At 60.7% G+C, this 11876-nt stretch carries 12 protein-coding genes; 4 read left to right on the forward strand and 8 right to left on the reverse strand.

The features are described from left to right. Both rep and GDV60_RS00010 read left to right on the forward strand, forming a co-directional pair. Entirely contained in the window at positions 1–2010 is a 2010-nt protein-coding gene (gene rep / locus GDV60_RS00005) for a DNA helicase Rep (protein WP_029289758.1), read from the forward strand. Positions 2011–2067: 57 nt separating this feature from the next. Next, complete coding sequence (locus tag GDV60_RS00010; protein ID WP_029289761.1) at positions 2068–2640, forward strand: xanthine phosphoribosyltransferase; 573 nt, start codon at positions 2068–2070, stop codon at positions 2638–2640. A gap of 371 nt (positions 2641–3011) precedes the next feature. On the opposite strand, the gene GDV60_RS00015 is transcribed toward GDV60_RS00010, so the two are convergent. The 6 genes from GDV60_RS00015 to dadA form a co-directional block, all read right to left on the reverse strand. Beyond that, positions 3012–4934, reverse strand: a complete 1923-nt coding sequence (locus GDV60_RS00015; protein ID WP_070994046.1) for an acetyl-CoA hydrolase/transferase C-terminal domain-containing protein — start codon at positions 4932–4934, stop codon at positions 3012–3014. A gap of 132 nt (positions 4935–5066) precedes the next feature. After that, the gene (locus GDV60_RS00020) at positions 5067–5480 is read right to left on the reverse strand and encodes a cytochrome c5 family protein (RefSeq protein ID WP_092232109.1); all 414 of its coding nucleotides are present in this window, start codon (positions 5478–5480) and stop codon (positions 5067–5069) included. A gap of 181 nt (positions 5481–5661) precedes the next feature. Further along, positions 5662–6210, reverse strand: a complete 549-nt coding sequence (locus tag GDV60_RS00025; RefSeq protein WP_029289768.1) for a cupin domain-containing protein — start codon at positions 6208–6210, stop codon at positions 5662–5664. Positions 6211–6326: 116 nt separating this feature from the next. After that, a complete protein-coding gene (gene alr, locus GDV60_RS00030) occupies positions 6327–7400 on the reverse strand; it encodes an alanine racemase (protein WP_070994048.1) in 1074 nt (357 codons plus the stop codon). Between the two features lie 77 nt (positions 7401–7477). Beyond that, complete coding sequence (locus tag GDV60_RS00035) at positions 7478–7831, reverse strand: RidA family protein (protein ID WP_029289772.1); 354 nt, start codon at positions 7829–7831, stop codon at positions 7478–7480. Next, the gene (gene dadA, locus GDV60_RS00040) at positions 7803–9104 is read right to left on the reverse strand and encodes a D-amino acid dehydrogenase (RefSeq protein WP_029289774.1); all 1302 of its coding nucleotides are present in this window, start codon (positions 9102–9104) and stop codon (positions 7803–7805) included. Before dadA ends, GDV60_RS00035 begins: the two co-directional genes overlap by 29 nt. A gap of 156 nt (positions 9105–9260) precedes the next feature. Between dadA and GDV60_RS00045 the strand changes: the two genes are divergently transcribed. Next, entirely contained in the window at positions 9261–9749 is a 489-nt protein-coding gene (locus tag GDV60_RS00045; protein ID WP_003206849.1) for an Lrp/AsnC ligand binding domain-containing protein, read from the forward strand. Between the two features lie 112 nt (positions 9750–9861). Here GDV60_RS00045 and GDV60_RS00050 read toward each other — a convergent pair whose 3' ends face one another. Then, positions 9862–10215, reverse strand: coding sequence for a YkgJ family cysteine cluster protein (locus tag GDV60_RS00050; protein ID WP_159905931.1), 354 nt, complete (start codon positions 10213–10215; stop codon positions 9862–9864). A 115-nt stretch (positions 10216–10330) separates the two neighbouring features. On the opposite strand from GDV60_RS00050, the gene GDV60_RS00055 reads away from it, so the two are divergent. Next, positions 10331–11623 (forward strand): FAD-binding oxidoreductase, encoded by a 1293-nt coding sequence (locus tag GDV60_RS00055; RefSeq protein ID WP_159905933.1) that lies wholly within the window; start codon positions 10331–10333, stop codon positions 11621–11623. Between the two features lies 1 nt (position 11624). Here the strand turns inward: GDV60_RS00055 and GDV60_RS00060 are convergent, their stop codons facing one another. After that, on the reverse strand, positions 11625–11858 hold the full coding sequence (locus GDV60_RS00060) for a DUF1127 domain-containing protein (RefSeq protein WP_029289783.1): 234 nt from the start codon (positions 11856–11858) through the stop codon (positions 11625–11627). Between the last annotated feature and the right edge of the window lie 18 nt (positions 11859–11876).

The raw sequence follows: 11876 nt of genomic DNA on the forward strand, positions 1-11876 counted from the left end.
ATGTCCCGACTCAATCCCCGGCAGCAAGAAGCCGTGAACTACGTCGGCGGCCCTCTATTGGTGCTCGCCGGTGCTGGCTCCGGCAAGACCAGCGTGATCACCCGCAAGATCGCGCACTTGATCCAGAACTGTGGCATCCGTGCCCAGTACATCGTCGCCATGACCTTTACCAACAAGGCCGCGCGCGAGATGAAAGAGCGCGTCGGCACCCTGCTCAAGGGCGGCGAAGGCCGTGGCCTCACCGTGTGTACCTTCCACAACCTGGGGCTGAACATCATCCGCAAGGAGCATGCGCGGCTGGGCTACAAGCCGGGCTTCTCGATCTTTGACGAGACCGACGTCAAGGCCCTGATGACCGACATCATGCAGAAGGAATACGCGGGCGACGACGGCGTCGATGAGATCAAGAACATGATCGGCGCCTGGAAAAACGACCTGATCCTGCCCCCCGAAGCCCTGGAAAACGCACGCAACCCCAAGGAACAGACCGCCGCCATCGTCTACACCCACTACCAGCGCACGCTCAAGGCGTTCAATGCGGTGGACTTCGACGACTTGATCCTGCAGCCGGTCAAGCTGTTCCAGGAACACGCCGACATCCTCGAAAAGTGGCAGAACAAGGTGCGTTACCTGCTGGTGGATGAATACCAGGACACCAACGCCAGCCAGTATTTGCTGGTGAAGTTGCTGATCGGTACGCGCAACCAGTTCACCGTGGTCGGCGACGATGACCAGTCGATCTACGCCTGGCGCGGCGCGCGCCCGGAAAACCTGATGCTGCTCAAGGTCGACTACCCGTCGCTGAAAGTGGTGATGCTGGAGCAGAACTATCGCTCCACCAGCCGCATCCTGCGTTGCGCCAACGTGCTGATCTCCAACAACCCCCACGAGTTTGAAAAGCAGCTGTGGAGCGAGATGGGCCATGGCGACGAAATCCGCGTGATCCGCTGCCGCAACGAAGATGCCGAAGCCGAGCGCGTGGCCGTCGAGATCCTCAGCCTGCACCTGCGCACCGACCGGCCCTACAGCGATTTTGCGATCCTGTATCGCGGTAACTACCAGGCCAAACTGATCGAGCTGAAGCTGCAGCACCACCAGGTGCCGTATCGCCTGTCAGGCGGCAACAGCTTTTTCGGACGCCAGGAAGTAAAGGATCTGATGGCCTACTTCCGGTTGATCGTGAACCCGGATGACGACAACGCCTTCCTGCGCGTGATCAACGTACCGCGTCGGGAGATCGGCTCCACCACCCTGGAAAAACTCGGCAACTACGCCACCGAACGCAAGATCTCGATGTACGCCGCCACCGACGAAATCGGCCTGGGCGAACACCTGGATACGCGCTTCACCGATCGCCTGTCGCGCTTCAAGCGCTTTATGGACAAGGTGCGCGAGCAGTGCGCCGGCGAAGACCCGATCAGCGCCCTGCGCAGCATGGTCATGGATATCGACTACGAAAACTGGCTGCGCACCAACAGCTCCAGCGACAAGGCCGCGGATTACCGCATGGGCAACGTCTGGTTCCTGATCGAAGCGCTGAAGAACACCCTGGAAAAAGACGAAGACGGTGAAATGACCGTCGAGGACGCCATCGGCAAGCTGGTCCTGCGCGACATGCTCGAGCGCCAGCAGGAAGAAGAAGATGGCGCCGAAGGGGTGCAAATGATGACCTTGCATGCATCCAAAGGCCTGGAATTCCCCTACGTGTTCATCATGGGCATGGAAGAGGAAATCCTCCCACACCGCTCCAGTATCGAAGCCGACACCATTGAAGAAGAACGGCGCCTGGCCTACGTGGGCATTACCCGCGCACGTCAGACCCTGGCCTTCACCTTTGCGGCCAAGCGCAAGCAATACGGCGAGATCATCGACTGCGCCCCGAGCCGCTTCCTCGATGAGCTGCCACCGGACGATTTGGCCTGGGAAGGCAACGACGACACCCCGACTGAAGTCAAGGCGGTACGCGGCAACACTGCCCTGGCGGATATACGCGCGATGCTAAAGCGCTAGAATCGACTACTTTTTAATCTACTTTCGGCGCCCCTTGCGCCACCAGAGGAAGCTTTTGTGGAAGCACTGCACAAGAAAATTCGCGAAGAAGGCATCGTGCTTTCCGACCAGGTACTCAAGGTCGACGCCTTTCTGAACCATCAGATCGACCCGGCGCTGATGAAGCTGATCGGCGACGAATTCGCCGCGCTGTTCAAGGATTCGGGGATCACCAAGATCGTCACCATCGAAGCCTCGGGCATCGCGCCGGCGATCATGACCGGCCTGAACCTGGGCGTGCCGGTGATTTTCGCCCGCAAGCAACAGTCCTTGACCCTGACGGAAAACCTGCTGTCGGCGACGGTGTATTCCTTCACCAAGAAAGTCGAAAGCACCGTGGCGATTTCCCCGCGCCACCTGACCAGCAGCGACCGCGTGCTGGTGATCGATGACTTCCTGGCCAACGGCAAAGCGTCCCAGGCGCTGATTTCGATCATCAAACAGGCCGGCGCCACCGTGGCAGGCCTGGGGATTGTGATCGAGAAGTCGTTCCAGGGCGGCCGTGCAGAGCTGGATGCCCAGGGCTACCGTGTTGAGTCGCTGGCGCGGGTGAAGTCCCTGGCCGGTGGGGTTGTGACCTTCATCGACTGAAGGTGAGCGAACACAGTTAAAAATGTGGAAGCGGGCTTGCCTGCGATAGCGCAGTGTCAGGCGACAGAGATGTCGACTGGCAGGCCCTCATCGCAGCATAGGTATCTACACAACTTTACCGTAACGCCTAGATCCAGGTAGATAGCGCAGTTGTGGCGAGCGGGCTTGCCCCGCGCTGGGCTGCGAAGCAGCCCCAAAACCAGCCGCTGCGGTGTATCTGGTACAACGCATTCGGCTTATTGGGGCTGCTTCGCAGCCCAGCGCGGGGCAAGCCCGCTCGCCACAGGGGAGTTCGTCAGTTTCTGAAAGTTGTGTAGATACTTATGCTCATCGCAGGCAAGCCAGCTCCCACATTTGCCTTGTGTTACCTGTCAGTGTGCGGTGGCCTGTAGGCCAGCAAGCAATAGGCGCTGATACAGATCCTCTTTAAACCCCTCAGGCTTATCCAGGCGCATGCGCACCAGATGCTCGGGAAACGCCGCAGGTTCCGGTGCATCCAGCGCCGCCTTGCCCAACTCCAGAATCTCCGTCAGCTTGAATTTGCTCTTGAGCCAGTTCAACGCGCGCAACAAATCCCGCTCTTGATCAGTGAAGTCACTGCCCAGCGGATACTCCGGAAACAGCCTTGAATGCCGCGCCTGCACCGCCTGCAAACGCTCGGGGGTGTTGTCGGCAAAGCGTGGGTCGAGCTGGAAGTCCTTGGGCAACTTGCCGGCTTTTTGCGCCTGTTCGATCAAGTCGGCCTGGAACCGTGAGTCGGTGATATTGAGCAACGCCTCGATCACCTTGGCGTCGGTCTGGCCGCGCAGGTCAGCAATGCCGTATTCGGTGATCACGATATCGCGCAGGTGCCGGGGAATCGTGCAATGGCCGTACTCCCAGACAATATTGGAGCTGACCTCGCCAGCCGATTCGCGCCAACTGCGCAGGATCAGGATCGAGCGCGCACCCTCCAGCGCATGGCCTTGGGCGACAAAGTTGTATTGCCCACCCACACCGCTGAGCACGCGGCCATCTTCCAGTTGGTCGGCAACGCCTGCACCCAGCAGCGTCACCATGATCGCGCTGTTGATAAACCGCGCATCCACGCGCTGTAAACGCTTGAGTTCTTCCTGCCCGTACAGCTCGTTGATATAGCTGATGCGGGTCATGTTGAATTCCAGACGCTTGGCGTGGGTCATTTCCTGCAAGCGCTGGTAAAAACTGCGGGGGCCGAGGAAAAACCCACCGTGGATCGATATGCCATCGGGCTGCGCCGCATCGTCCAGCAGGCCTGCGTTGGCCTGCTCCTGCGTCGCCACATCCGGGTACACCTTGCGCCGCACAATCCCGGCATCGGCCAGCACCAGCAGGCCGTTGACGAACATTTCGCTGCAACCATAAAGGCCCCGGGCAAACGGTTCGACCCCACCCTCACGGCTGATCAGCGGCGCCCATTGGTACACATCCAAGTCGGTGAGCAACTGCCGATAGCTCTCGTTATCGGCCTGACGCGCCAGCAACGCGGCGGTCAAGGCGTCGCCCATCGAACCGATACCAATCTGCAAGGTGCCGCCATCGCGCACCAGGGTGCTGGCGTGCAAACCGATGAAGTGGTCTTGCAAACCCACTGGCATGTTGGGCGTAGAGAACAGCGTGGTGCGGTCTTTTTCGTCGATCAGGAAGTCGAACTGATCCATGCCCAGTTCGGCATCACCGGGCATGTAGGGCAAATCTTCATGCACCTGGCCGACCACCAGGATGGTCTCGCCTGCCGCGCGGCGCTTGGCGATCATGGGCAACAGGTCGAGGGTGATATCCGGGTTGCAACTCAGGCTCAGGCGATCCGGATGCTCACTGCTGCTGGCCACCAATTGCGCAACCAGGTTCAGGCCGGCGGCGTTGATATCGCGAGCGGCATGGCTGTAGTTGCTGCTGACATAGTCCTGCTGGGCCTGGGCGCTGTGCAACAGGCTGCCGGGCTGCATGAAGAACTGCTGCACGTGGATATTGGCCGGCAGGCTGTCCTTGCGCAGGGCGGCAAGGTAATCCAGCTCGGGATAATCACCGAACACCCGCTCGACAAACGGCTCCAGAAAGCGCTTCTGCAAACCATCACCCAGCGGCGGGCGGCCCAGGCTCAACGCGGTGTAGATCGTCAGCGACCGCTCGGGCAGCTTGGCGATACGCCGGTACAAGGCATTGGCAAACAGATTCGGCTTACCCAGACCCAGCGGCATACCCATGTGGATATGCGCCGGTAGGCGTTCCAGTACGTCGTCGACCGCTTGCTCGATTGAACACAACTGCACCATCCGACCCTCCTGACGTTCCGTGATTAGGGGTTGGACCGAGCTTGCCGGGTCTTTGCTGCAATGAACAGCCTTGGCCGGCAAATTGCGGGCACAAAAAAGCCGCTGGTCAGCGGCTTTTTGGCGAAGATTGGTTTATTTCAAACCAGACATCTTCTCGATTGCAGCCTTGAGGTCGTCATCCGAGCAATCGGAGCAGGTGCCTTTAGGCGGCATGGCGTTGATGCCGGTGATGGCCTTGGCCAGGATGCCGTCGAGGCCGCCCTGGTGGTCGGCGCGCTCTTTCCAGGCTGCGGTGTCACCGATTTTCGGTGCGCCCAAAAGGCCAGTGCCGTGGCAAGCATTACAGTGTTTGGCGATGATCTCGTCCGGCGTTTTTGCGCCGCCGCCGCCCGCTGTCACAGCGACTTCCATGCCCTTGCATTCCTCACCTTGAATACAGACCTTCCCCACGGGTTCAAGGCGCTTGGCAATATCATCATTGGTCGCAGCTTGAGCGCTGGCAGCCCAAAGGGCCAGTACGGTTGCTGGTACAGCCAGCATTTTCATAATTAGGTTCACGCGTTCACCCTCATGGTGGCTATTCACGCCTGCGGCCACGGTTTCGCAGGCGGCGAAAGTATAACGGTTAGGCCGCCTCACTGAAACAACCCTATTATCCAAGGGGAGATTGAGCATGGCGAAATACAACTACGGGCACCTCTGCAAGGTAGGCAGGGCGCCTCTTCTGTTAAAAGTTCGCGGGTGTGGCTGCGCTGATTAGTCGCGCCGGCACATCGAACGGATTGCGAAAACGGTGCGGCTTGGTGCTTTCAAAGTAGTAGCTATCGCCGGCTTCGAGCACAAAAGTTTCGACGCCCACGACCAATTCCAGACGACCTTCCAGCAGGATCCCGGTTTCCTCGCCGTCATGGGTCAGCATTTCCTCACCCGTATCGGCGCCCGGCGGGTAGATTTCGTTGAGAAACGCAATCGCCCGGCTCGGATGTGCCCGGCCCACCAGCTTCATGGTGACCGCGCCATCGGAGATGTCGATCAGCTCATTGGCTTTATAGACGATCTGCGTCGGTTTTTCCTGGAGGATCTCCTCGGAAAAGAACTCGACCATGGACATGGGGATGCCGCCCAGCACCTTGCGCAAGGAGCTGATGGAGGGGCTGACACTGTTTTTCTCGATCATCGAAATGGTGCTGTTGGTGACGCCCGCACGCTTGGCGAGTTCACGCTGGGAAAGACCTTTCAGTTTACGGATGGATTGCAGTCGTTCGCCGACGTCCAATGCAGGAGCCTCCTAGGATTCAGGCTTTGTTGTAATTGAGCGTTATCATGGCGACAGCGTTCAGTATTTACAACACTTTGGTCTGAATCCCGCAGGGCTTCATCTGCAGCTGGCGGCTAAGCGCCGGAATAGAGCCGTGGCACACGGCGCAGGTTGCAGAAAATCTGATAAGGGATGGTCTCGGCGGCGGTCGCCACATCGCTGGCGAGGATGTTTTTGCCCCACAACTCGACGGTCGAACCCAGACCCGCCTGGGGTACATCGGTCAGGTCGATGCACAGCATGTCCATCGACACCCGCCCCAGCAACTGGCTGCGCTGGCCGGCGACCAGTACCGGCGTACCGGTCGGCGCATGCCGTGGATAACCGTCGGCATACCCCATGGCAACCACACCGATACGCATCGGCTTGGGCGTCACGAAGCGCGCGCCATAACCCACTGGCTCGCCCGCAGGCAGCTCGCGGACGCAGATGACTTTCGACTCCAGGGTCATCACCGGCTGCAAACGCGCGGCAACCGCCTGGTCTTCGCCAAACGGCGTCGCACCGTAAAGCATGATGCCGGGCCGTACCCAGTCGCTGGAAACGCTCGGCCAGCCCATCACCGACGGCGAGTTGCGCAGGCTGACCTGGGCCGCCAAGCCCTGGCGCGCGGCCTCGAAGACCGTGACCTGTTCATCGCTGCTCGCGCAGTCCAGTTCATCGGCACGGGCGAAGTGGCTCATCAGCACGATCTTGGCTACTTTGCCGCTGGCCAGCAGGCGCTGATAGGCGTCGTGATAATCCTTGGGATGCAAGCCGACCCGGTGCATGCCCGAATCCAGCTTCAACCATACCGTCAGCGGCTTGCTCAGGCGCGCCTGTTCAATCGCTTCCAGCTGCCACAGCGAATGCACCACGCACCAGAAGTCATGCTCGATGATCAGCGGCAGTTCGTCGGCCTCGAAGAACCCTTCGAGCAACAATACCGGCCCACCAATCCCGGCAGCGCGCAGTTCCAGCGCTTCCTCGATACAGGCCACGGCAAAACCGTCGGCCTGGTCTTCCAGGGCCTGGGCCACGCGCACGGCTCCATGGCCGTAGGCATCGGCCTTGATCACGGCAAGGGCCTTGGCCCCGGTCAGTTCGCGGGCCAATTGGTAGTTGTGGCGCAGGGCTTGTAGGTCGATCAGGGCACGGGCAGGACGCATGGCGGCAGGCTTCTAGGCGGCGGTAGGAAGAAAAAACCGGTACCGACCGACAGCGCCGGCACCGGAAGAGGGATCGTTTAAGGCAGAGCGGCCACGACAGACAGCTCGACCAGGATTTCGGGTTCACACAGTTTCGATTCGACCGTGGCACGGGCGGGTGCGACACCTTTTGGCAGCCACTTGTCCCATACCGCGTTCATGCCGGCAAAGTCGGCGTCGATGTCTTTGAGGTAGATCGTCACCGACAGCAACCTGGTTTTGTCGGTACCGGCCAGATCCAGCAAGCGCTCGATGTTGGCCAAGGTCTCGCGGGTCTGCTGTTCAATCCCGGCACTCATGTCGTCGCCGACTTGCCCTGCCAGATACACGGTACCGCTGTGGACAACGATCTGGCTCATGCGCTCATTGGTGAGCTGGCGCTGGATTGACATGTTTTGTGGACTCCTGAGGGTTGCCGTAACGGGAAATATCGAGGCCTGCGGCGCTGATCTGCGGGGTTTTCTTGGCCATCAGGTCCGCCAGCAAGCGGCCAGAGCCACAGGCCATGGTCCAGCCGAGGGTGCCGTGGCCGGTGTTCAAGAACAGATTCTTGAACGGGGTGGCGCCGACAATTGGCGTACCGTCCGGGGTGGTCGGGCGCAGGCCGGTCCAGAACGTGGCTTCGCTCAGATCACCGCCTTGAGGATAAAGGTCGTTGACGATCATCTCCAGGGTTTCGCGCCGGCGCGGGTTAAGCGACAGGTCAAAACCGGCTATTTCAGCCATGCCGCCAACCCGGATGCGGTTGTCGAAACGGGTGATCGCAACCTTGTAGGTTTCGTCGAGAATGGTCGAAGTCGGGGCCATCGCCGGGTTGGTGATGGGCACGGTCAGGGAGTAACCCTTGAGCGGATACACCGGCGCCTTGATCCCCAGCGGCTTGAGCAACTGCGGCGAGTAGCTGCCCAGGGCCAGCACGTAGCGATCGGCGGTTTCCAGCTTGCCGTCGATCCACACACCGTTGATACGATCACCGGCGTGGTCCAGGCGCTGAATGTCCTGCTCGAAACGGAACTCCACGCCCAACTGCTTGCACATATCGGCCAGGCGGGTGGTGAACATCTGGCAGTCGCCGGTCTGGTCATTGGGCAGGCGCAAGGCACCGGCCAGGATATCCGTGACGCTGGCCAGGGCCGGCTCGACGCGGGCGATGCCGGCGCGGTCGAGCAGCTCGAACGGTACGCCGGACTCTTTCAACACGGCAATATCTTTGGCCGCACCATCGAGTTGCGCCTGGGTACGGAACAATTGCGTGGTACCCAGGCTACGGCCTTCGTAGGCAATGCCGGTTTCGGCGCGCAGTTCGTCGAGGCAGTCGCGGCTGTACTCGGACAGACGCACCATGCGCTCCTTGTTCACCGCATAGCGGTTGGCCGTGCAGTTGCGCAGCATCTGCGCCATCCACAGGTATTGGTCGATATCGGCCGTGGCCTTGATCGCCAGCGGCGCATGGCGCTGCAGCAGCCACTTGATGGCCTTGAGCGGCACACCCGGCGCAGCCCATGGCGACGCATAGCCGGGCGAAACCTGGCCGGCGTTGGCGAAGCTGGTCTCCATTGCAACGGCCGGCTGACGGTCGACCACGACCACCTCAAAACCGGCACGCGCCAAATAGTAGGCACTGGCCACACCAATGACACCGCTACCCAAGACCAAAACGCGCATTTTTATATCCTCATCACGGCTTGACCGCTGACGTTTGTTGTTCAGCACAAAGATGTGGGCAGTATAAAAAGCAATGACCAGTGCATTTCACTATATAAGTGCCTATATTTGGCGACAATTCTCGGCAAAAACCCTTTTCACGGAGGAGCATCCCCTATGCGGACCAATACCCAGACCAAGCGGGAGCTGGACAAGATCGACCGCAACATCCTGCGCATCCTGCAGGCGGACGGGCGGATATCGTTTACCGAGCTGGGGGAGAAGGTAGGACTGTCGACCACACCCTGCACCGAACGGGTCCGGCGCCTGGAGCGCGAGGGGATCATCATGGGCTACAACGCCCGCCTCAATCCGCAGCACTTGAAGGGTAGCCTGCTGGTGTTTGTCGAGATCAGCCTCGACTACAAATCCGGTGATACCTTCGAAGAATTCCGACGTGCCGTGCTGAAACTGCCCCATGTGCTGGAGTGCCACCTGGTCTCGGGGGATTTCGACTATCTAGTGAAGGCGCGGATTTCCGAAATGGCGTCGTACCGCAAACTGCTGGGCGACATCCTGCTCAAGCTGCCCCATGTGCGCGAGTCCAAGAGCTATATCGTGATGGAAGAGGTGAAGGAGAGCCTGAACCTGCCGATCCCGGATTGATCCTGTGGGAGCTGGCTTGCCTGCGATAGCGATCAACCCGCCGCCATTTTCATGGCCTGGCACACCGTCATCGCAGGCAAGCCAGCTCCCACCTTTTGACCGAGTACATCTGTCAGACCAGCACCTGCCGCGTCGTCGCCATGTACTCGTGGATCTGCTTCTCGACCCGAGGGTGAATCAGTTCCTCCGGCCCACGGTTATTGGGGCATGGCAGGCTGGGCGTAGTACCAAACAACCTACAGATCAATGGGCGCTCGTCGTACACCGTGCATCCGTTGGGCCCCAGGTGTACACAGTTCAGCTCATCCATGGCCGCTTCCTGCTCGGCCGCGGTCTTGCGCGGCAGGCGCGACATTTCCTCGGTGGATGTAGTCACCGGCCCACAGCAATCATGGCAACCCGGCACACACTCGAACGAGGGAATCTGCCGGCGCAGCGCGTTGACTTTCTGGCTGTTGCAACTCATCGAAACCCATACCGAACGGCGAATAGGTGTGGATTTTGCCCTAAAAGCCCCGAGTGAGACAGCTTCACCCGACCGCTGTATCCTGCGTCAAATTTTCCAAACACGGATGCTCCCCATGACCGCCAGCGCCCGGCACACCGCTTCCTACTACGCCGCCAGCAGCCTGCCGCAACCCGATTACCCGGCGCTGGCGGGTGAAGTCGTCGCCGATGTGTGCGTGGTGGGCGGTGGGTTTTCCGGGCTGAACACCGCGCTGGAGTTGGCGGAACGGGGCTTCAGCGTGGTGCTGCTGGAGGCCCGCAAGATTGCCTGGGGCGCCAGCGGGCGCAATGGCGGGCAACTGATTCGTGGCGTCGGCCACGGCCTTGATCAGTTTGCCAATGTGGTCGGCACCGAAGGCGTGCGGCAGATGAAGTTGATGGGCCTGGAAGCCGTGGAAATCGTGCGCCAGCGGGTCGAGCGCTTCCAGATTGAATGCGACCTGACCTGGGGTTACTGCGACCTGGCCAACAAGCCCCGCGACCTGCAGGGCCTGGCCGCCGATGCCGAGGAGTTGCACGACCTGGGTTATCGCCATGAACTGCGCCTGCTGCAAGCCGGGGAGATGGGTAGCGTGATCGGTTCCGACCGTTACGTAGGCGGCATGATCGACATGGGTTCCGGCCACCTGCACCCGCTGAACCTGGCCCTCGGCGAAGCCGCCGCCGCGCAGCAACTGGGAGTCAGGCTGTTCGAGCACTCCGAAGCGGTGCGCATCGACTACGGCCCTGAAGTCAAAGTCCATACCGCCCACGGCAGTGTGCGCGCCAAGACTCTGGTGCTGGGCTGCAATGCCTACCTCAACGGCCTCAACCCCCACCTGAGCGGTAAGGTGCTGCCCGCCGGCAGCTATATCATCGCCACCGAACCCTTGAGCCCGACCCAGGCCGCCGAGCTGCTGCCGCAAAACATGGCCGTGTGTGATCAGCGGGTCACGGTGGATTACTTCCGGCTGTCAGCCGACCGCCGCCTGCTGTTTGGCGGCGCCTGCCATTATTCCGGGCGCGACCCTCAAGACATCGCGGCTTATATGCGGCCCAAGATGCTCAAGGTCTTCCCGCAACTGGCCGAGGTGAAAATCGACTACCAATGGGGCGGCATGATCGGCATCGGTGCCAACCGCCTGCCGCAGATTGGCCGCTTGGCCGACCAACCCAACGTGTACTTTGCCCAGGCGTATGCCGGCCATGGCCTGAACGCCACCCACCTGGCGGGCAAGCTGCTGGCCGAAGCCATTAGCGGCCAGCACCGTGGGCGCTTCGATCTGTTTGCCCAGGTGCCCCACGTCACCTTCCCTGGCGGCAAGCACTTGCGCTCGCCGTTGCTGGCCCTGGGCATGCTCTGGCACCGCTTGAAAGAACTGCTCTGACTCACCCGCGCCAGAACGGTTTCAAGCCTTCCTGGCGCGCTTGCTCAGCGCTTAAGCCGATATCGCGCAGTTGCTCCGGGGTCAGGTCCAGCAGGGCCTGGCGCGTGTGGCGACGGCGCCAGAACAGTTCCCAACGGCTCGGCTGACCAGGCGCCAGCCCAGTCAGCCCACGCTCCTGCCCTGCTTCCAGTTCCTGACTGTGTAGCGCCAGCCGCACATCGCTCAAGCCACTCATTGTCCTGCCCCTCATTTG

It is taken from the genome of Pseudomonas sp. DTU12.1, from assembly GCF_009873475.1.
Lineage (GTDB): Bacteria > Pseudomonadota > Gammaproteobacteria > Pseudomonadales > Pseudomonadaceae > Aquipseudomonas > Aquipseudomonas proteolytica.

Excerpts from the sequence above, each read along its gene's own strand:
- alr (WP_070994048.1), bottom strand. The coding sequence starts at position 7,400 with ATGCGTCCTGCCCGTGCCCTGATCGACCTACAAGCCCTGCGCCACAAC.
- GDV60_RS00020 (WP_092232109.1), bottom strand. The coding sequence starts at position 5,480 with ATGAAAATGCTGGCTGTACCAGCAACCGTACTGGCCCTTTGGGCTGCC.
- GDV60_RS00035 (WP_029289772.1), bottom strand. The coding sequence starts at position 7,831 with ATGTCAATCCAGCGCCAGCTCACCAATGAGCGCATGAGCCAGATCGTT.
- rep (WP_029289758.1), top strand. The coding sequence starts at position 1 with ATGTCCCGACTCAATCCCCGGCAGCAAGAAGCCGTGAACTACGTCGGC.
- GDV60_RS00050 (WP_159905931.1), bottom strand. The coding sequence starts at position 10,215 with ATGAGTTGCAACAGCCAGAAAGTCAACGCGCTGCGCCGGCAGATTCCC.
- GDV60_RS00015 (WP_070994046.1), bottom strand. The coding sequence starts at position 4,934 with ATGGTGCAGTTGTGTTCAATCGAGCAAGCGGTCGACGACGTACTGGAA.
- GDV60_RS00045 (WP_003206849.1), top strand. The coding sequence starts at position 9,261 with ATGCGGACCAATACCCAGACCAAGCGGGAGCTGGACAAGATCGACCGC.
- GDV60_RS00055 (WP_159905933.1), top strand. The coding sequence starts at position 10,331 with ATGACCGCCAGCGCCCGGCACACCGCTTCCTACTACGCCGCCAGCAGC.
- GDV60_RS00060 (WP_029289783.1), bottom strand. The coding sequence starts at position 11,858 with ATGAGTGGCTTGAGCGATGTGCGGCTGGCGCTACACAGTCAGGAACTG.
- dadA (WP_029289774.1), bottom strand. The coding sequence starts at position 9,104 with ATGCGCGTTTTGGTCTTGGGTAGCGGTGTCATTGGTGTGGCCAGTGCC.